Genomic DNA, 19,846 nt, shown 5'->3' with positions numbered 1-19,846 from the left:
GCCCCCATGCGCGTGCTGCTGATCGAAGACGATCCCGACCTCGGCGAGGGCATCCGCACCAGTCTGCGGGAAGAGGGCTATACCCTGGACTGGCTCAAGGACGGCGAAAGCGCCGTCCACGCCCTGCGCGAAGAGGGCTTCGACCTGGTGGTGCTGGATCTCGGCCTGCCGCGCCTGGACGGCATCCAGGTGCTGCGCCAGAGCCGCGCCAACGGCCTGACCACCCCGGTGCTGATCCTCACCGCCCGCGACGACACCGAGGACCGGGTCGCCGGCCTCGACGCCGGTGCCGACGACTACCTGGTCAAGCCCTTCGACATCAAGGAACTCAAGGCCCGCCTGCGCGCCCTCCTGCGGCGGCGCAACGGCCCCTCGCAGATCCAGCTCGAAGGTGGCGGCATCGCCCTCGACCCGGCCACCCGCCGGGTCACCTTCGACGGTCAGCCGGTCAACCTCACCCCGCGCGAATACCAGCTGCTGCACGAATTGCTGGCCAATCCGGGCAAGATCTTCAGCCGCGATCGCCTCATGGGGCTGCTCTACGGCTGGGACGAGGGGGTGGAAAGCAACACCCTGGAAGTCCACATCTACAACCTGCGCAAGAAGTTGCGCGCCGACCTGATCCGCACGGTCAGGGGCATCGGTTACCGCCTCGAGTGCCCATGACCTCCATCCGCCGCCGCACCGTCGGCCTGGTGCTTTCGCTGCTGCTGATCGGCACCCTGCTGATCGCCCTGACCAACGTCCACGACAGCCAGCGCGAGATCGGCGAGATCTACGATGCCCAGCTGGCCCAGAGCGCGCGCATCCTGCAGGGCATGCTGCGTGCCGCCCCCCGTGGCGAAGGCCGCCTGGCGCTGCACGCCAGTGTCACCCAGGCCCTGGCCGAAGCAACGGAGAGTCCCTATGGCCACAGATACGAGGCCAAGATGGCCTTCCAGGCCTGGAACGCGCACGGCGCGCCCCTGATGCGCTCGCCCAGCGCGCCCATCTTCAGCATGCCGACGACCCCGGGTTTCACCGAACAGACCCTGGAGGGCGAGGCCTGGTATGGCTTTCTGCTGCCCGATCCCGAGCACGACCTGATGCTCTGGGTCGGCGAGCGCGAAGAAGTCCGCGCCGATCTGGTCCGCCGCATCCTGCGCCATACCCTCACCCCGCACCTGATCGGCCTGGTGCTGCTGTCGCTGCTGGCCTGGCTGGCCATCGGCTGGGGCCTGCGGCCGCTGCGGCGCATGGCCGGGCTGATTCGCCACCGCGATCCGGAATCCCTGCAACCGCTGCAGCTCGATCCCCTGCCGCGCGAACTGGAACCCATGCAGGCGGCGCTCAATCGCCTGCTGCTGCAGATCGAACAACTGCTGCAGCGCGAACGCCGCTTCATCGCCGACGCCGCCCACGAACTGCGCACGCCCCTGGCGGTGCTGCGCCTGCATGCGCAGAACGCCCTGTCCGCGCAGACCGCGGCGGCCCGCGACGAGGCGCTGAAATTCGTCGTCAGCGGTACTGATCGGCTGACCCGGGTGGTCAACCAGCTGCTGATCCTGGCCCGGCTGGAACCCCGGCCGAGCTGGAGCGCCGAACAGCGCTTCGACCTGCGCACCGCCCTCAGTGCCACCCTGGAGGAGCTGGGCCCCTGGATTCTCGACAAGGGCCTGGACCTCAGCCTCGACGCCGAAGCCACCCATGTGCAGGTCCACGGCGACAGCGCCATGCTGGGCATCGCCCTGCAGAATCTGCTGACCAACGCGGTCAATGTCTCGCCCCCCGGCGGCGAGATCCGCGTGCGGCTGGAGATGAGCGCCGGCTGGGCCGAGATCCAGATCCTCGACCAGGGCCCCGGCATTCCAGTGGAGATCCTGCCGCGGCTGTTCGAACGCTTCTACAGCAGCGGCGCGGCCAATGGCGCCGGCCTGGGGCTGTCCATCGTCCAGACCGTCGCCCAGCACCTGGGCGGACGCATCGAACTGGGCAATCGCCCCGAAGGCGGCGCCTGCGCCCGTCTGGGTCTGCCGGTACTGCCGGGCCCCGGCTAGGGACTCGACCACTCGCCAGCCTTAGGGCAAGGTAGCGGCGCACCGGCCGCGAGAGGACGCCCCCATGCAAGCCCAGGTCTATCTGGTCGACGACGAAGCCAGCATCCGCGAAGCGGTGCGCCAGTGGCTGGAGCTGTCGGGGCATCAGGTGCGGCTGTTCGCCCGCGCCGAAGACTGCCTGGCGGCCGTGACGCCGGATTTCGCCGGCGTGGTGGTCAGCGACGTGCGCATGCCCGGCATGGACGGCCTGGCCCTGCTGGACCGGCTGCAGGCGCTGGATCCCGACCTGCCGGTGATCCTGCTCACCGCCCATGGCGACGTCGCCCTGGCGGTCAGCGCCATGCGTCAGGGCGCCTACGATTTCCTGGAAAAGCCCTTCAGCCCCGAGGCACTGCTCGGCGATCTCGGCCGCGCCCTGGAAAAGCGTCGGCTGGTGCTGGAGAACCGCCAGCTGCACCGCCGGGTCGACGACCAGAGCGCCCTCGCCCGTCGGCTGCTCGGCGTCTCGCCCGGCATCGTCCGCCTGCGCCAGCAGATCCTCGACCTGGCACCGACCCCGGTCAACGTGCTCTTGCGCGGCGAGACCGGCAGCGGCAAGGAACTGGTCGCCCGTTGCCTGCACGACTTCGGTCCCCGGGCCGGCAAGGCCTTCGTCGCGCTCAATTGCGCGGCCATCCCCGAGCAACTGTTCGAAAGCGAATTGTTCGGCCACGAGAGCGGCGCCTTCACCGGTGCCCAGGGCAAGCGCATCGGCAAGCTGGAATACGCCAACGGCGGCACCCTGTTTCTCGACGAGATCGAGAGCATGCCCCTGGCGCAGCAGGTCAAGCTCTTGCGGGTGTTGCAGGAGCAGCGCCTGGAGCGCCTCGGCTCCAACCAGAGCATCGCCCTGGACCTGCGCATCGTCGCCGCCACCAAGCCGGATCTGCTAGAAGAGGCGCGCGCCGGGCGCTTTCGCGAAGACCTGGCCTATCGCCTCAATGTCGCCGAACTGCACCTGCCGCCGCTGCGGGCGCGACGCGAAGACATCCCGCTGCTGTTCGATCACTTCCTCGCCGAGGCCGGCGCCCGCCTGGGGCGCCTGGTCACCCCGCCCGGCGCGGCGCGGCTGGCCCAGCTGCTGGGTCACGGCTGGCCGGGCAACGTCCGGGAACTGGCCAACGCCGCCGAACGCGAGGTGCTCGGCCTGGGCACGCCGGCCGCGGCCCAGGGCCATTCCCTGGCCGATCAGTTGGAAGCCTTCGAGGCCCAGTGCCTGCGCGCCGCCCTGGCCCGCCACGGCGGCGAGATCAAGGCGGTGATGGACGAGTTGCAGCTGCCGCGGCGCACCCTCAACGAGAAGATGCAACGCCATGGCCTAGTGCGCGCCGACTTTCGCGACGACGACTGAGGCGCCATCGGCGGAAATCCGCTCATTGCCCACCGGCTTTCGGCGATCTTTCGCCGATCCGCCCCGGCAAAACCCAGTCAGAATGCGGCTTCGCGACCTGGCACGCGCCCTGCTATAGCCCTTGTCGACGCCCCGAGCGCCCTAATAACAACGACAAGAGGAACACCCTGTGGATAGCACCGCTACCCTCGCGGCCGGCCAGACCGCGCCCAAGACCACCTCGCAGCGCATCAAGTCCATCTTCAGCGGTTCCGTCGGCAACCTGGTCGAATGGTACGACTGGTACGTCTACGCCGCCTTCTCGCTGTATTTCGCCAAGGCCTTCTTTCCCAAGGGCGACCAGACCGCCCAGCTGCTCAACGTCGCCGCCATCTTTGCCGTGGGCTTTCTCATGCGCCCCATCGGCGGCTGGCTGATGGGCCTCTATGCCGACAAGGCCGGCCGCAAGTCCGCGCTGATGGTCTCGGTGATCATGATGTGCGCCGGCTCCTTGATCATCGCCCTCACCCCCAGCTACACCACCATCGGTGTCGCCGCCCCCATCATGCTGGTGCTGGCGCGGCTGCTGCAGGGCCTCTCGGTGGGCGGTGAATACGGCACCTCCGCCACCTACCTGAGCGAGATGGCGACCAAGGAAAGCCGTGGCTTCTACTCCAGCTTCCAGTACGTCACCCTGATCTCCGGCCAGTTGCTGGCGCTGGCCACCTTGATCGTGCTGCAGCAGACCCTGACCGTCGAACAGCTGGAAAGCTGGGGCTGGCGCATTCCCTTCCTGATCGGCGCCGCCTGCGCCGTGACCGCGCTCTATCTGCGCCGCGGCATGGAAGAGACCAGCTCCTTCAAGAAGGCCGAGAAGCCCAAGGAATCCCTGATGCGCACCCTGGCGCGCCATCCCAAGGAATTCCTCACCGTGGTCGGCCTGACCATGGGTGGCACCCTGGCCTTCTACACCTACACCACCTACATGCAGAAGTATCTGGTCAACTCGGTGGGCATGAGCAAGACCGACGCCACCTCCATCTCGGCGGCGACGCTGTTCCTGTTCATGCTGCTGCAGCCCGTCGTCGGCGCCCTCTCCGACCGCGTCGGCCGGCGCCCGGTGCTGATCGCCTTCGGCGTGCTCGGCACCCTGTTCACCTATCCGATCCTCACCGCCCTGGGTAGCGTCACCAGCTGGTGGGGCGCCTTTGGCCTGATCATGGTGGCGCTGGTGATCGTCAGCTTCTACACCTCGATCAACGCCGTGGTGAAGGCCGAGCTGTTCCCCACCGAGATCCGCGCCTTGGGCGTCGGCCTGCCCTATGCCCTGACCGTGTCCATCTTCGGCGGCACCGCCGAATACCTGGCGCTGTGGTTCAAGAGCATCGGCATGGAAAGCGGCTACTACTGGTACGTGACCGGCTGCATCGCCTGCTCGCTGCTGGTCTACGTCTTCATGAAGGACACCCGCGATCACTCGCGCATCGTCCACGAATAACCGCTCGTCCCTGGGTGCGGGCCTCTCGGTCATTAGATTTGGCCGTCCGGCCCGCCCCCCTTTGCGTGGGCTTTGGGGCACGCCATCGTAGTGCCACCGGCAGCGCTCACAACGGTCATTTCGCTGGCCGCTGTGGCGAGTTCGCCCCCTCCTCCCAAGCCCCGGTTACACACTCATGGAAATCGACTACGGTCCCAGCTACGCCAAACTGGGTATCCAGTTTCAATACCAGTGGAGCAGCCTGCTGCGCGATGCCCTGAAGAAACACGGCATCACCGACGCCCAGGCCAAGGCCATCTGCGGCGACTTCGCCTTCGATCTCTCCAAGCTCATCGACGAAGCCGAAATCAAGGCCGACGGCCTCTCCTATCGCCCGGTGATCGCCTTCACCGAGGACGAGGAAACCCTGCTGGTCCAGTCCGCCGAATTCGATTACCACGAAGCGGCCTATGCCACTGCCGCCGCGGCGTTCGAGAAGAAATAAGACGCGGGCACGGGGCCTGGCGCCCTCACCCCAACCCTCTCCCCCAGGGAGAGGGAGCGGTCTGGAGCAGTAGCGGGCTTCTCCTCCAGACATGAGCCTCAATGTGTTCTTATTGTTGCTGCGATAGCGATTCGCGAAACCCAGGCTAAGGCCAGCTCCAGCGACTACACCTACTGATGCCACACCGCCCTCAGCCCGGCTTGACCTTGGGCTTGCGTGCGCGCGGCGGTGCGCCACTCGGCTTGGCTTTGGCCTTGGTCCCGCCCGTACGCCGCTTCTTTTTCCAGGGCGCGCCCTTGCCCGCAGGCGGCGGTCCGCTGATGGTCAGGGTCAGGCCAAGACAGCGCTCCACCTGCTTGCCCATCCAGGCCGACTGCTTGGTGACGAATTCGGCCAGGCTCAATTCGCCTTCCTGCACCCGATCCAGCGCCTGCTCCCAGAGCGCCGTGGTGCCCGGATCCGCGATGGCCCGGGGCACAGCGTCGATCAGGCCGAAGGCCGCAGGCGTCGCCGCCAGGGCCTTACCCTGCTTGACCAGGTAGCCACGGTCCAGCAGGCCCTGGATGATGCTGGCGCGGGTCGCCTCGGTGCCGATGCCGGTGGTGTCCTTGAGCTTTTGCTTGAGGGCCGGATCTTCCACCAGCTTGGCGACGTTCTTCATCGCCTTGATCAGATCACCCTCGGTGAAAGGCTTGGGCGGCTGGGTCAGCTGATCCTTGCAACGTACCTCCACCACCGGATAACGCTCACCCTCGCGTAGCTCGGGCAGCGCCTGGGGCTGCGGGGCCTCGCGGCCCTTGGGCGGCGTGAGCGACTCGGGCAAGGCGCGACGCCAGCCTGCTTCCACCAGCCGCTTGCCGGTGGCCCGCAGGCGTTCGCCGCCCGCCTCGAAGTCGGCCTGGGTACGATCGAATTCGTGCTGCGGCAGGAACTGCGCCAGGTAACGGGCGCGGATCAGGCCATAGACGTTACGCTCCTGCGGGCTCAGGCGTCCCAAGTCGCGGGTCACCTGGGTCGGGATGATGCCGTGGTGGGCGCTGACCTTCGCATCATTCCAGGCCCGTGAGCGGCGACTGGCGTCCAGATGGTCGCGCAGGGGTGCGAGGCTGCTATCGGCGCTCAGCAAGGCGGCCAATAGCGCCGGCGCCTCGGCATGCTGGGACAGCGGCAGGAAGCCGCAATCGCTGCGCGGATAGGTGATCATCTTGTACTTCTCGTAGAGCGCCTGGGCCACGTCCAGGGTCTGTTGGGCGCCGAGATTAAACCGTTTGGAGCAGACCTCCTGCAGGGTGCCCAGATCGAAGGGCAAGGGCGCTGCCTCACGAATACGCTCGGTCTTGAGCTTGACCAGTCGGGCCTGCCCAGCCGCCTCGATAGCCCGCGCCGCAGCCTGGGCCACTTCGGGCTTGAGGCAGCGGCCCTGGTCGTCACAGACATCCTCTGGCGGCTGCCACTGTGCTTGGAAGCGACTACCCGAGGCGTCCAGGGTCGCCTCCACGGTCCAGAAGGGCACCGGTACGAAGGCGGCGATAGCGCGATCGCGATCCACCACCAGGCGCAGGGTCGGCGTCTGCACCCGCCCGACCGAGAGCACGCCCTGATAACCGGAGCGACGCCCCAACAGGGTGAACAATCGGCTCATGTTCATGCCGATCAGCCAGTCGGCGCGCGAGCGTCCCAAGGCGGACTGATAGAGCCCATAGGTTTCGGCACCGGGCTTGAGCGCGGCCAGGGCACGGCGGATGGAGACGTCATCCAGCGCCGACAGCCACAGCCGGCGAATCGGCCCCCGATAGCGGCAATGCTCCACCAGCTCGCGGGCGATCATCTCGCCTTCGCGATCGGCGTCGGTGGCGATCACCAGTTCGCTGGCCTCGCCCAGCAGGCGCTTGACCGCCTTGAACTGGCTGCCGGTGGTCTTCTTGACCTGCAGCTTCCACTGCTCGGGCACGATGGGCAGGTCGTCCAGCGACCAGCGCTTGTAGCGGGCGTCATAGGCGTCCGGTGGCGCCGTTTCCAGCAGGTGGCCGATGCACCAGGTGACGGTCACACCCTGCCCCTGCAGGCAGCCCTCGCCACGGCGGGTAGCGCCGAGGACACGGGCGATGTCCTTGGCCTGGGAGGGTTTTTCGCAGAGATACAGCTGCATGGTGGGCGTCGCACAAGGGGAATCGCCACAGGATGCAAAGGCCGCGCGAGCGGCGCAAGGCCTAATCTGTATATCCGTACAGAAAGCGGCGTTTGCGCAAATTCGCCCAGTGGGCCACAGCGCATTCAGGACGTGGATCACAGCTTGAACGGTGGCCGCCGCGGACGCGGAATCTTGCCGGTGCCAGGCAGTCCTTGGGCTACGGCACTTTCGCCGTCTTTAGCCGAGCTCTGGGAGGCGTCAATGAACACTGTAGCTATGGATCGCGCCACGGCCGAGAGCACCGGCGCCGGAAACTTTATCGACACCGCCAGCGGCCAGGCCCTGCGGGCCAGCATTTCGGCCATGCGCCGTACCACCAGCCAGGTGCAGCGCATCAACGATCAACTCTGGGAAGTCTGGCCGGATGGCCGTCGCAAGCTGCTGCTCCGCTAAGACCTCCCGCCCGACGCCCTAGGCGGGTGTCGGCGTCTCCAGCGCGGCCAGATAGGTCGCGACCTCGGCCTGGATCCAGGCGCTGAAACGCTCCTGCTTTTCCACCGATTCGGCGCGTTCCGGCCAGACCAGCCAGTAGGCATAGGGATAGGGCGCCAACACCGGACTGAGCTGGACCAGGCGCCCCTCGTCCAGGGCGGCCTGCACCAGGCTGCGCCGTTCCAGCGCCAGCACCTGCCCGAGACGCAACGCCTCCAGCACCAGATTGGAGTCGTTCACGCTGATGCCGCACCCGGGCGACGCCAGGTTGTGACCCGCAGCTTCGCCCCAGTGGCGCCAGGTTTCCTCGGTGTGCATGAGCGGCTGCGCCAGGGCCTCGTCCAGATCCCCTGGCAACTGTCCGCCGCGATAGTCAGGCGACGCCACCAGCAGGACATCGTCCTGAAACAGCCGTAGCGCCGTCAGGCCATCCCACTGCCCCTCGCCCATGCGCACCCCGATATCCACCATTCCCTGGCGCAGATCCTGGAAATCCATGCTGGTCTGGATACGGATGCGGTACTCCGGGTGCAGCGCGCGAAAACGCGGCAGCCGCGGCAGCAGCCAGTGGGTGGCGAAGGAGGGAAAGGTGGCGAACACCAGCTCGTTGCGTCGCGGGCGGGCCTGCAGGCGCCGGGTCGCCTCGCCCAGCTCGTCGAGCAGCTGGCGGACCTGCTCGGCATAGACGCGTCCGTCGCCGGTGACCTCGATCCCGCGCCCCTGGCGCTCGAACAGCACCATGCCCAGCTGATGCTCCAGGCCCTTCACCTGCTGACTGACCGCGGCATGGGTGAGGTGCAATTCAGTGGCGGCGCGGGTCACGCTGCCGAGACGAGCTACCGCTTCGAAGCAGCGCAGGGCATTAAACGGCGGAACGCGCAACATGTAAGCTTTCCTTAACGATCCGGTCAGAATTTCTCGCTGGAAGCAGCTTCGCCGAATCCTTAATGTCTTGTCCAGAGCGGCACCTGTCGTGAAGCACGCGGCAAGGATGACGTTCCACGTGAAACAGGATTCACTCTTTCTGACAGGACGCCCCCATGCAACTCATCGGCATGCTCGACTCCCCCTATGTGCGGCGAGTCGCGATCTCCCTTCGCCTGCTGGTTCTACCCTTCGAACTGCGCCAGGTGTCGCTGTTTCGCGAGGTCGAGCGCTTTCGCAGCTTCAATCCGGTGCTCAAGGCGCCCACGCTGATCTGCCTGGGCGGTCAGCGGCTGATGGATTCGTCGCTGATTCTGGACTATGCCCAGCATCTCGCCTGTGGCAGTCGGCAACTGCTGCCGAGTGGCCACGCGGCCCGGGCGACCGCCCTCAGTCGCAGCGGCCTGGCGCTGGCCCTGTCCGAGAAGGCGGTGCAACTGGTGTACGAGCGTGATCTGCGGCCGGAAGAGAAGCGTCATGCACCCTGGCAGCAGCGCGTGGAAGGTCAGTTGCGCGCGGCCTGTGGCGCCCTCGACAAGGCCTGGCTGGGCCCGCGTCCGCCGCTGAGTGAAGACACTATCGGCCAGGACGCCATCGACACGGCGGTGGCCTGGACCTTCTTGCACTTCGCCCTGCCGGGGCTGATCGAGCGGCGTAACTACCCGACGCTGGAGGCCCTGACCGCCGAAGCGGAGGCACTGTCGGTGTTCCGCGATTATCCGCTGGCGTGACGGAAAAGCATCGCGGCCATGGCGATCCGCCGATGCGGCCGCTCCTACGGATACTGTAGGAGCGGCCCCTGGCCGCGATGCTCTTACCCGCGGTAATACTGCTGCGGCACGAAGGGAGTCTTGGCGACCTTGACCGGGACCTGCTTGCCGCGCACCACGGCGAACAGCTGGGTATCCAGGGCGGCGAAGTCGCTGTCGACATAACCCATGGCCACGGGCGCCCCCAGGGTCGGCCCGAAGCCGCCACTGGTGACACGGCCGATGCTGGCGCCGTTGGCATCCACCAGCTCCGCGCCTTCGCGCACCGGCACTCGCTCCTGGACCAACAGGCCGACGCGCTTGCGGCTCACGCCCTCACGCTGCTCGGTGAAGATGCGCTCGGCACCGGGGAAACCGCCGGCGCGACCGTTGCCTTCACGACGTACCTTGGACAGCGCCCATCCCAGGTTGGCCATCACCGGCGTGGTGCCGGCATCCATGTCATGGCCATAGAGGCAGAGACCGGCTTCCAGGCGCAGGGAGTCGCGCGCGCCCAGGCCGATGGCCTCGACTTCCGGCCCGGCCAGCAGGCGGCGGGCCAGGGCCTCGGCGGCGGCGCTGGGCACCGAGATCTCGTAGCCGTCTTCGCCGGTATAGCCACTGCGACTGACGATACAGGGCTGGTCCAGCAGCTTGACGCGGCGCACCTGCATGAAGGTCATCTCGGCCACTTCCGGCGCCAGGCGCGACAGCACCGCGGCGGCGGCGGGCCCTTGCAGGGCCAGCAGGGCGCGGTCGAATTGCGGCAGCACCTGGCAGCGATCGCCCAGGTGCTTTTCCAGGTGGGCGAGATCGGCTTCCTTGCAGGCGGCATTGACCACCAGGTAGAGGCAGTCACCCAGGTTGGCGACCATGAGGTCGTCGAGGATGCCGCCGTTGTCGTCGGTCAGCAGGGCATAGCGCTGCATGCCACTGGGCAGGTCGATGATGTCGACCGGCACCAGGGTCTCCAGCGCCTCGGCGGCTTCTTCGCCTTCGAGCAGGACCTGGCCCATGTGGGACACATCGAACAACCCGGCCTGGGCGCGGGTGTGCTGGTGCTCCTTGAGCACGCCGAGCGGGTATTGCACCGGCATCTCGTAGCCGGCGAAGGGCACCATGCGGGCGCCGAGTTCCAGGTGCAGGGCGTGCAGCGAAGTCTTGAGCAGGGACATGGTGGAGCTCCGTGTCGGGTGGCGGCTGTCGCGCCCCAGGCAAGGGGAACGGGACAGCGCTGGGCTATGGGGTCGCGACGTGGGTGATCGGGTCAGCCCTCACCCCGGCCCTCTTCCTGAGGGAGAGGGGCCGGGGGTAAGGGCTCAGGCCTCGCCGTAGGCTTCGATCGGCGGGCAGGAGCAGACCAGGTTGCGATCGCCGTAAACGTTGTCGATGCGCGCCACCGGCGGCCAGTACTTGCCGTCCACCAGGCTCGCCAGCGGGAAGACCGCCTGCTCGCGGCTGTAGGGGTGGGTCCACTCGCCTGCCAGTTCGCGCGCGGTGTGCGGCGCGTTTTTCAGCGGGTTGTCCTGGGGATCCAGGGTGCCGGCTTCCAGGGCGCGGATCTCTTCGCGGATGGCGATCATGGCGTCGCAGAAGCGATCCAGTTCCTGCTTGGACTCGCTCTCGGTGGGCTCGATCATCAGGGTGCCGGCCACCGGGAAGGACATGGTCGGGGCATGGAAGCCGAAGTCGATCAGGCGCTTGGCCACATCGTCCACGGTCACGCCGCTGCTGTCCTTGAGCGGACGCAGATCGAGGATGCACTCGTGGGCCACCAGGCCACCGGTGCCGCTGTAGAGCACCGGATAGTGCTCTTCCAGCCGGCGGGCGATGTAGTTGGCGCTGAGGATGGCGATTTGCGAGGCACGGGTCAGACCGGCGCTGCCCATCATCTTCAGGTACATCCAAGAGATCGGCAGGATGCTGGCGCTGCCGTAGGGCGCCGCGCAGACCGCGCCTTCCTTGCGTTCCAGCCGGGCATGGCCGGGCAGGAAGGGCGCCAGGTGCGCCTTGACGCCAATGGGGCCGACGCCCGGACCGCCGCCGCCGTGGGGGATGCAGAAGGTCTTGTGCAGGTTGAGGTGGGAGACGTCGCCGCCGAATTGGCCCGGGGCGCAGAGACCGACCATGGCGTTCATGTTGGCGCCGTCGATATAGACCTGGCCACCGTGGTCATGGACCACCTGGCAGATCTCGCGGATGGCTTCCTCGAACACCCCATGGGTGGACGGGTAGGTGATCATTAGCGCGGCCAGGCGCTCGCTGTGCTGCTCGGCCTTGGCGCGCAGGTCGTCGAGATCGACGTTGCCACGCTTGTCGCAGGCCACCACCACCACGCGCATGTCGACCATGCTGGCGGTGGCCGGGTTGGTGCCGTGCGCCGACGCCGGGATCAGGCAGACGTCGCGCTCCTTCTCACCACGGCTCGCGTGATAGGCGCGAATGGCCAGCAGGCCGGCGTACTCGCCCTGGGAACCGGCGTTGGGCTGGAGGGAGACGGCGTCATAGCCGGTGGCGGCGCAAAGCATGGCTTCCAGCTCGGTGGTGAGCTGGGCATAGCCCTCGGCCTGGTCGGCCGGGGCGAAGGGGTGGATACCGCCGAATTCGGCCCAGGTGACCGGGATCATCTCGCTGGCGGCGTTGAGCTTCATGGTGCAGGAGCCCAGCGGGATCATGGTGCGATCCAGCGCTAGGTCTTTGTCCGCCAGCTTGCGCAGGTAGCGCATCAGCTCGGTCTCGGACCTGTGGCTGGCGAATACCGGATGGGTCAGGAAGGCCGACTGGCGCTGCAGCGCCGCGGGCACTTCCACACCCTGGGCATCGCCCAGCTCGGCAACCTGGGGCGCGGGCTTGCCATCGGCCAGGATCTCCAGCAGCGCCTGGACATCGGCCAGGGTGCTGGTCTCGTCCAGGGATACGCCCAGGGCCTCGGCGCTGACTTCGCGCAGGTTGTAGCCACGGGCACGGGCGGCCTCGTGCAGGGCGGCGGTGCGCGCGCCGAACACTAGGGTCAGGGTGTCGAAGGCGGTGTGCTGAGTCTCGTGGCCCAGGCGCTGCAGGCCGGCGGCCAGCAGGCTGGTCAGACGCTGCACCCGGGTGGCGATGCGGGTCAGGCCTTCGGGACCGTGGTAGACCGCGTACATGCTGGCGATGTTGGCCAGGAGCACCTGGGCGGTGCAGATGTTGCTGGTGGCCTTCTCGCGGCGGATGTGCTGCTCGCGGGTCTGCAGCGCCAGGCGATAGGCCGGGTTGCCGTGGCGGTCGATGGAGACGCCGACGACGCGCCCAGGCATGTCGCGCTTGTACTTGTCCTGCGTAGCGAAGTACGCCGCGTGCGGACCGCCGAAACCGAGCGGTACGCCAAAGCGCTGGGCGGTGCCGATGGCCACGTCCGCACCCAGCTCGCCGGGCGGGGTGAGCAGGGTCAGCGCCAGCAGGTCGGCGGCCATGGCCACCAGGGCACCGGCGGCCTGGAAGGCCTGGATGCTCTCCCGGTAGTCGCGGATCTCGCCAGTGGTCATGGGGTACTGGAACAGCGCACCAAAGAAGCGGCTGTGGTCCTCGATCTCGGTTTCCACGCCCACCACCACCTCGATGCCCAGGGGCTCGGCGCGGGTACGCAGGACGTCCAGGGTCTGCGGATGGCAATGCACGGAGGCGAAGAAGGCGCTGGCCTTGTTTTTCGCCAGGCGTTTGCAGAAGGTCATGGCCTCGGCGGCAGCGGTGCCCTCGTCCAGCAGCGAGGCGTTGGCCACCGGCATGCCGGTGAGGTCGCCTATCAGCGTCTGGAAGTTGAGCAGCGCCTCCAGGCGACCCTGGGAGATCTCGGGCTGGTAGGGGGTGTAGGCGGTGTACCAGGCCGGATTTTCCAGCAGGTTGCGCAGGATCGGCGCCGGGGTGTGGGTGTTGTAGTAGCCCTGGCCGATCAGGCTCTTGAGCAGGCGATTCTTGCCGGCGATAGTGCGCAGCTCAGCCAGGGCGTCGGCCTCGGACAGCCCGGCGGGCAGGTCCAGTACGCTGGTGCCCTTGATGCTTTCGGGGATCACCTGGGCGGTCATGGCGTCCAGGGATTCGTAGCCGAGCAGGTTCAGCATGGCGATCTCGTCCAGCTCGCGCGGACCGATGTGGCGCGGGACGAATTCGTCGGCGGTGCTGAGGGTGTCGTGCAGCGACATGGCGGTCTTACCCCTTGATCAGTTGCTGATAGGCGGCTTCGTCGAGCAGCGCGGCGAAGGCTTCGGCATTGGCGGGCTGGAAACGAAAGAACCAGCCGGCGTTCAGCGGATCGCTGTTGATGGTCTCGGGCGCATCATTGAGCGCCTCGTTGACGGCCAGGACCTTGCCGTCCAGCGGCATGGTGATGTTGCTGGCAGCCTTGACCGACTCCAGCACCGCCACTTCATCGCCCTGGGCGTAGCTGCGCAGCTCCGGCAGTTGCACGAAGACCAGATCGCCCAGCGAGTCCTGAGCATAGTCGGTGATGCCGACGGTGATGCTGCCATCGGCTTCCTGACGCAGCCATTCGTGTTCTTCGGTATAGCGCAGACCCATTGCCAGACTCCTGCGGACCTTTGTCCTGATGGATAGATGGGGTCTGGCGGTGCAAGGGTGATGCCAGGAATAAAAGCCAGTATTTTCAGGGGTTTAGCTGGAGGCCCACAATTGCTCTGTAGTGAAATCATTACGGCAGGCGGTTTAATCGATCATAGCCGTATCGATTAGCAAACACCGTATCGAAATCGTTACGATGTTAGCCAGGGTCATGGGTCCGACAGCTGGGCTGTACGGTGGGGCACAGGCTGTTCCCTATCCCGCTGATGGAGACAGAGACGGATCAAACCTCTCGCTCGCTAATTCCCTGTCGCGGTAACCCAGTCTTCGACGCGCAAGCCTGGTACCCGATCGAACTCGCGACGATTGTTAGTGATCACGATCAGGCCCAGAGAGCGCGCATGTCCCGCGATCATCTGGTCGTAGGGACCGATCTGCTGCCCCGCTCGGGCTAATTCGGCACGCAACTGCCCGGTGTGCGCCGCAGCTTCGGGACCGTACTTCAACACCTCCAGACGCGCGGCGAAGCCCTCGATCACCGCCAGGTTGCGCTCCGGGCTGGAAGATTTTTCTGCACCGTAGATCAGCTCCATCAGGGTGATCGTACTGATACACAACTGCCCCTGGTGCCGGTTGAAGGCCTCGCGAACCGACACCGGTCGGTTCTTGATGGTGAAAATGCAGGTGTTGGTGTCGAGCATGAACTTGAGCATCAGAAGCCCTCGCGTTCCTGCTCGGCAGGCTGGTCACGTTCCGCCATGAAATCCGCCGTAACGCACTCTCCCTCAAACCAGGAATCCCAGGATTCCCCGGCAGGAGTAATGATTCTGGTGCGGCCTAGGGCAACCACATCGACGCGCTTCACGTCTTCGGGCAGGGCAACCGCCTTTGGCAGTCTTACCGCCTGACTGCGATTGCTTTGAAATACGGCACCTTGATCCATGATCGACCTCCCGGGATATATCAATTGTATATCCCATATTAGGGGCAAGGCTAGATCTGTCAATCGGCATGCTCCCGACGCTACGCGATACAGCTGGCATAGCGCTCTTCTCGCGGATGACATCTGGCGAAGCCTGGGCGAGAACGCCGGAGCCGGGAATGTCACCGGAGCCTGAGACCAGATTCAGACAAGAGCACCAACGCGAACTTCCGCCCCGCTTCATCGGACCAACAAGGCACAACAAGACCTCTGCCAAGCGGCTTTGCCCTCTCCCATCCTTGTCTGGAGTCTTTGTCATGGCTTTGAAAACCGTTGCCGATCTGCTCGTCGCCACCCTCGAAGCTGCTGGTGTGGACACCATCTGGGGCCTGCCGGGCGATTCGCTCAACGGCCTCACCGAAAGCCTGCGCAAGCGCGATCGCATCCGCTGGCGCGGGGTGCGGCATGAAGAAGCCGCCGCCTTCGCCGCTAGTGCCGCGGCCGATACCAGCGGAAGCCTGGCGGTCTGCGCCGGCTCCTGCGGTCCGGGCAACCTGCACCTGATCAACGGCCTGTTCGACGCCCAGCGTAGCGGCGCGCCGGTGCTGGCCATCGCCGCCCAGATTCCTTCCAGCGAGATCGGCCTGGGCTATTTCCAGGAGACCCATCCGGAGCGGCTGTTCCGCGACTGCAGCGACTTTTGCGAGGTGGTTTCCCATCCCGAGCAGCTGCCGCGCATCCTCGAGACCGCCATGCGCTCGGCCATCCTCAACCGTTCGGTGTCGGTGGTGGTGATTCCCGGCGACGTGGCCCTAGCCGAGGCGCCGATCAAGGAAGTCCAGTGGAGCGAACCGGTGCGTCCGGTTGTTGTACCGCCGGAGGCCGAACTGGATGCCCTGGCCGAATTGCTGGCCGGGGAAAAGCGCATCACCCTGCTCTGCGGCGCCGGGTGCGCCGGTGCCCATGCCCAGGTGGTGGCGCTGGCCGAGCGGCTGCAGGCGCCGGTGGTCCATGCCCTGCGCGGCAAGGCCCATATCGAGTACTCGAACCCCTATGGCGTGGGCATGACCGGCCTGATCGGCTTTTCGTCCGGCTATCACGCACTCAAGGAGTGCGACCTGCTGCTGATGCTGGGCAGCAACTTCCCTTATCGCAACTTCTTCCCGGATCACGGCCGGGTGGTGCAGATCGACGTGCGCGGCGCCCACCTGGGCGTGCGTACCCCGCTGCTCAAGGGCCTGGTGGGCGATGTCCGCGCCACTCTCGACGCCCTGCTGCCGCGGCTCAAGCCCAACAGCCACAGCCGCTTTCTGGAAAAGGCCCAGCAGCACTACCGCAAGACCCGGGCCGAGCTTGACGAACTGGCCACTGCCACCGCCGATGGCGAGCCGCTGCATCCGCAGTACCTGACCACCCGGGTCAGCGAACTGGCCGCAGCGGACGCCCTCTTCACCTGCGACGTCGGCACTCCAACGGTGTGGGCCGCGCGCTACCTGGCGATGAATTTCGAGCGTAAGCTGGCCGGCTCCTTCACCCATGGCTCCATGGCCAATGCCCTGCCCCAGGCCATGGGTCTGCAGGCGGCCTATCCCGATCGCCAGGTGGTGGCGCTGGCCGGCGACGGCGGACTGTCTATGCTGCTGGGCGAGCTGGCGACCCTGGCCAGCGAAAAGCTGCCGGTCAAGGTCATCGTCTACGACAACGCCACCCTGGGCTTCGTCGCCATGGAGATGAAGGCCGCCGGCATGATCGACGAGACCACGGATCTCGCCGCCGTCGACTTCGCCCAGGTGGCCGAGGCCTGCGGTGTGCGCGGCTGGAAGGTGGACTCGGCCAGCCTGCTCGACGCCACCCTGGAGGAAGCCTTCGCCCACCCCGGCCCGGCGCTGGTGGACGTGCGCATCGCCAAGCAGGAGCTGTCGCTGCCACCGAAGATCGAGGCCGCCCAGGCCAAGGGCTTCAGCCTCTACATGCTGCGCGCGGTGATGAGTGGCCGCGGCAGCGAGGTGGTGGACCTGGCCAAGACCAACGTGCTGCGCTGATCCGGACGCCCGCGGCCTCTAGCGCCGCGGGATGCCGTAACGCCGCAGGCGCATGGCGATGGCCGAGTGAGAGGTCTGCAGGCGCGCGGCCAGCTGGCGACTAGATGGATACTGCGGATAGAGCCGCTCCAGCAGCGCCGCCTCGTAACCCTGGACGGCGGCCTCCAGGGTGCTGACCTCGGTCTCGACCTGCCCCGCCACCGCCGTGCCGGCCAGGTCGAGGTCGTCGACGTCGATCTGGCCACTCTCGCTGATGGCGGCGGCGCGAAAGAGGATGTTCTGCAATTGCCGCACGTTGCCCGGCCAGGCGTTGCCGAGCAGCACGCCATAGGTGGCCGGCGCCAGGCGGCACGGCGGTCGGCCGATCTGGGCGCAGGCCTGCTGCAGGAAGTGCCGCGCCAGCAGCAGGATGTCCTGGCCACGCTCGCGCAGGGCCGGCACCTGCAGGCTGAGTACATTGAGCCGATAGAAGAGGTCTTCGCGAAAGGTGCCGGCGGCGACCATGGCCTGCAGATCGCGATGGGTGGCAGCGAGGATGCGCACATTGACCTGGGTTTCCTGGGCCCCGCCAACGCGGCGGAAGGTGCCATCGGAGAGGAATCTCAGCAGCTTCGCCTGCAGATAGGGCGACATCTCTCCGACCTCGTCGAGAAACACCGTGCCCTGGTCGGCCAGCTCCAGCAGGCCCGGCTTGCCGCCGCGCTGGGCGCCGGTAAAGGCGCCCGGGGCATAGCCGAACAATTCGCTCTCGGCCAGGCTCTCCGGCAGGGCCGCGCAGTTCAGCGCCAGAAAGGGTGCCTCGCGCCGCGCACTGGCCGCATGGCAGGCGCGCGCCACCAGTTCCTTACCGGTGCCGGTTTCACCGAGGATCAGCAGGGGCGCCTCCAGGGCGGCCAGGCGCTGGGCGCGGGCCTTGAGGGTGCGGATGGCAGCGCAGTCGCCAAGCAGCGAATCGAAGCCCTCGGGGGTGTCGTGGCGCAGCGCCGAGAGGCGGCCGCCGATGCGACTGGGGGCATAGAGGGTCAGCAGCCCACCGGCCAGGCCGCCCACCGGTTCGCCGATGGGCGTGGCGTCCAGCAGCAGCGCCTGGCCGCGCAGCACCACCTCGCGCAGGGGCAGGCGAAAGCCCTGGTCCAGCAGCTCGGCGGACAATTCGCCGTCACTGAAGAGTTCGGCCAGGGTGTTGCCGGCGCCTTCCCCGGCCAGGGCGGCAAAGGCCGGATTGGCCAGCAGGATGCGGCCCTCGCCGTCCACCGCCAGCACCGGATCGGCCATGGCCGCGAGCAGGGCGTCGAGCTGCAATGAGCGGCGCTGGCCGGGCAGGATGTCCACCACCCGCACCGCCTCCACCCCCACCACGGTCAGCAGGGCGGCGCGCAATTCCTCCAGCACCGTCGCGCTCAGGGTCGGCGCATCGATGTAGACGTTGGGCGGCACCATCTCCACGGCGTCCAGGTTGAGATTGCGGGCGCCGAGCAGCGCCAGGACTTCCTGGGTGATGCCGACACGATCGATGAACGACACATGGATACGCATGGAAACCCTGGGGTCTGAGGGCGAAAGGACTAATGCTACCCAAATGCTCGGGGTAGAATCATTTCTCATTTACCCAGGCGGGAACGCGATGAACAACAAAGACCCCCTTCTTCTCGATCAGCAGCTGTGCTTCGCGCTGTACTCCACCTCGCTGGCCATGACCAAGGTGTACAAGCCGCTGCTCGAAGAGGTGGGCCTGACCTATCCGCAGTACCTGATGATGCTGGTGCTGTGGGAAAACGATCGGCTGCCGCTCAAGGAGCTGGCGCGCCGGCTGCACCAGGACTCAGGGGCCCTGACACCGGTGCTCAAGCGCCTGGAGGCCGAGGGCTACGTGACCCGGCAGCGCAATGCCGAGGACGAGCGCAACCTGTCCATCGAACTCACCGAGTCTGGCCGTGCCCTGCGCGAGCGGGCCCGGGAGATCAACGGCACCATCAGCAGCTATTGCGCGCTGGGCGATGCCCAGATGAATGCCCTGCGCGAAAATCTGATGACCCTGAGGGCCAAGCTGGAGCGTTAGCCCCTTCGCTGCCGCTGGTCGGCTGCTCCCGAAAATGTATTTGCGCGATAACCAATATCGCGATAACTTAAATCCGTACCCGGACGATTCCTTCGGTCAACGTCCGATTAGACAGTTATCGCGATACCTAAAAAGGAGCACGCCATGAACATTCTCTATACCGCTTCCGCAACCAGCACCGGTGGCCGTGACGGCCGTTCCATCAGCAGCGACAAGGTCCTGGACGTGCAGCTGTCCACGCCCAAGGAGCTGGGCGGCGCCGGCGGTGCCGGCACCAATCCCGAGCAACTCTTCGCCGCCGGCTACTCGGCCTGCTTCATCGGCGCGCTCAAGTTCGTTGGCGCCAAGGAAAAGATCGCCGTGCCGGCGGACGTCAGCGTGACCGCCCAGGTCGGCATCGGCCCGATCCCCACCGGCTTCGCCCTGGACGTCGAGCTGGTCATCAGCCTGCCGGGCCTGGAGCGCGCCGTGGCCGAAGACCTGGTCGAGAAGGCCCACCAGGTCTGCCCCTACTCCAACGCCACCCGCGGCAACGTGGACGTGCGCCTGACCCTGGCCTAAGGGTCGCGGTATTACCCAGGCGCTTCAG

The 19,846-nt window shown here is 66.7% G+C and carries 18 protein-coding genes; 10 read left to right on the top strand and 8 right to left on the bottom strand.

The annotated features are described in order from the left end of the window. Positions 1-6: 6 nt before the first annotated feature. From OMP44_RS11150 to OMP44_RS11130, 5 genes are all read left to right on the top strand, one after another. Positions 7-666, top strand: coding sequence for a response regulator transcription factor (locus OMP44_RS11150; protein WP_027597373.1), 660 nt, complete (start codon positions 7-9; stop codon positions 664-666). Beyond that, positions 663-2,036 (top strand): sensor histidine kinase, encoded by a 1,374-nt coding sequence (locus tag OMP44_RS11145; protein ID WP_273862454.1) that lies wholly within the window; start codon positions 663-665, stop codon positions 2,034-2,036. Before OMP44_RS11150 ends, OMP44_RS11145 begins: the two co-directional genes overlap by 4 nt. A gap of 64 nt (positions 2,037-2,100) precedes the next feature. Further along, positions 2,101-3,426 (top strand): sigma-54-dependent transcriptional regulator, encoded by a 1,326-nt coding sequence (locus OMP44_RS11140; RefSeq protein WP_280308039.1) that lies wholly within the window; start codon positions 2,101-2,103, stop codon positions 3,424-3,426. A 169-nt stretch (positions 3,427-3,595) separates the two neighbouring features. Beyond that, complete coding sequence (locus OMP44_RS11135) at positions 3,596-4,903, top strand: MFS transporter (RefSeq protein ID WP_007159929.1); 1,308 nt, start codon at positions 3,596-3,598, stop codon at positions 4,901-4,903. Positions 4,904-5,078: 175 nt separating this feature from the next. After that, positions 5,079-5,387 carry a hypothetical protein gene (locus OMP44_RS11130; RefSeq protein ID WP_158895215.1) on the top strand — a complete coding sequence of 103 codons (309 nt, stop codon included), beginning with the start codon at positions 5,079-5,081 and terminating at the stop codon, positions 5,385-5,387. Between the two features lie 190 nt (positions 5,388-5,577). On the opposite strand, the gene OMP44_RS11125 is transcribed toward OMP44_RS11130, so the two are convergent. Next, the gene (locus OMP44_RS11125; RefSeq protein WP_280308031.1) at positions 5,578-7,536 is read right to left on the bottom strand and encodes a DNA topoisomerase III; all 1,959 of its coding nucleotides are present in this window, start codon (positions 7,534-7,536) and stop codon (positions 5,578-5,580) included. Between the two features lie 243 nt (positions 7,537-7,779). Between OMP44_RS11125 and OMP44_RS11120 the strand changes: the two genes are divergently transcribed. After that, positions 7,780-7,971: a hypothetical protein gene (locus OMP44_RS11120; protein ID WP_280308030.1), complete on the top strand. Its 192-nt coding sequence runs from the start codon at positions 7,780-7,782 to the stop codon at positions 7,969-7,971. A gap of 18 nt (positions 7,972-7,989) precedes the next feature. Here the strand turns inward: OMP44_RS11120 and OMP44_RS11115 are convergent, their stop codons facing one another. Further along, entirely contained in the window at positions 7,990-8,895 is a 906-nt protein-coding gene (locus tag OMP44_RS11115) for a LysR substrate-binding domain-containing protein (protein ID WP_280308029.1), read from the bottom strand. Between the two features lie 155 nt (positions 8,896-9,050). Here OMP44_RS11115 and OMP44_RS11110 point away from each other — a divergent pair, with 155 nt between their 5' ends. Then, positions 9,051-9,665 (top strand): glutathione S-transferase, encoded by a 615-nt coding sequence (locus tag OMP44_RS11110; protein ID WP_280308027.1) that lies wholly within the window; start codon positions 9,051-9,053, stop codon positions 9,663-9,665. Between the two features lie 83 nt (positions 9,666-9,748). Here the strand turns inward: OMP44_RS11110 and gcvT are convergent, their stop codons facing one another. The 5 genes from gcvT to vapB form a co-directional block, all read right to left on the bottom strand. After that, on the bottom strand, positions 9,749-10,858 hold the full coding sequence (gcvT, locus tag OMP44_RS11105) for a glycine cleavage system aminomethyltransferase GcvT (protein WP_280308025.1): 1,110 nt from the start codon (positions 10,856-10,858) through the stop codon (positions 9,749-9,751). A gap of 144 nt (positions 10,859-11,002) precedes the next feature. After that, positions 11,003-13,858: an aminomethyl-transferring glycine dehydrogenase gene (gene gcvP, locus OMP44_RS11100; protein ID WP_280308022.1), complete on the bottom strand. Its 2,856-nt coding sequence runs from the start codon at positions 13,856-13,858 to the stop codon at positions 11,003-11,005. Between the two features lie 7 nt (positions 13,859-13,865). Further along, the gene (gene gcvH, locus OMP44_RS11095) at positions 13,866-14,234 is read right to left on the bottom strand and encodes a glycine cleavage system protein GcvH (protein ID WP_280308021.1); all 369 of its coding nucleotides are present in this window, start codon (positions 14,232-14,234) and stop codon (positions 13,866-13,868) included. A gap of 299 nt (positions 14,235-14,533) precedes the next feature. Further along, positions 14,534-14,947 (bottom strand): type II toxin-antitoxin system tRNA(fMet)-specific endonuclease VapC, encoded by a 414-nt coding sequence (vapC, locus tag OMP44_RS11090; RefSeq protein WP_280308019.1) that lies wholly within the window; start codon positions 14,945-14,947, stop codon positions 14,534-14,536. Then, entirely contained in the window at positions 14,947-15,177 is a 231-nt protein-coding gene (gene vapB, locus OMP44_RS11085; RefSeq protein WP_280308017.1) for a type II toxin-antitoxin system VapB family antitoxin, read from the bottom strand. Before vapB ends, vapC begins: the two co-directional genes overlap by 1 nt. 296 nt (positions 15,178-15,473) lie before the next feature. Between vapB and poxB the strand changes: the two genes are divergently transcribed. After that, complete coding sequence (poxB, locus tag OMP44_RS11080; RefSeq protein ID WP_280308015.1) at positions 15,474-17,198, top strand: ubiquinone-dependent pyruvate dehydrogenase; 1,725 nt, start codon at positions 15,474-15,476, stop codon at positions 17,196-17,198. Between the two features lie 18 nt (positions 17,199-17,216). Here poxB and OMP44_RS11075 read toward each other — a convergent pair whose 3' ends face one another. Then, positions 17,217-18,734, bottom strand: a complete 1,518-nt coding sequence (locus OMP44_RS11075) for a sigma 54-interacting transcriptional regulator (RefSeq protein ID WP_280308014.1) — start codon at positions 18,732-18,734, stop codon at positions 17,217-17,219. A gap of 88 nt (positions 18,735-18,822) precedes the next feature. On the opposite strand from OMP44_RS11075, the gene OMP44_RS11070 reads away from it, so the two are divergent. Together OMP44_RS11070 and OMP44_RS11065 are read left to right on the top strand one after the other, a co-directional pair. Next, positions 18,823-19,257, top strand: a complete 435-nt coding sequence (locus OMP44_RS11070; protein WP_027597356.1) for a MarR family winged helix-turn-helix transcriptional regulator — start codon at positions 18,823-18,825, stop codon at positions 19,255-19,257. A 144-nt stretch (positions 19,258-19,401) separates the two neighbouring features. Then, positions 19,402-19,818 (top strand): organic hydroperoxide resistance protein, encoded by a 417-nt coding sequence (locus OMP44_RS11065; protein WP_027597355.1) that lies wholly within the window; start codon positions 19,402-19,404, stop codon positions 19,816-19,818. Positions 19,819-19,846 lie beyond the last annotated feature (28 nt).

The organism is Pseudomonas flavocrustae, assembly GCF_029872515.1.
GTDB lineage: Bacteria > Pseudomonadota > Gammaproteobacteria > Pseudomonadales > Pseudomonadaceae > Chryseomonas > Chryseomonas aestiva.
Note: the sequence above shows the minus strand (reverse complement) of the source record. Positions and strands in the feature narration are given on the sequence as shown.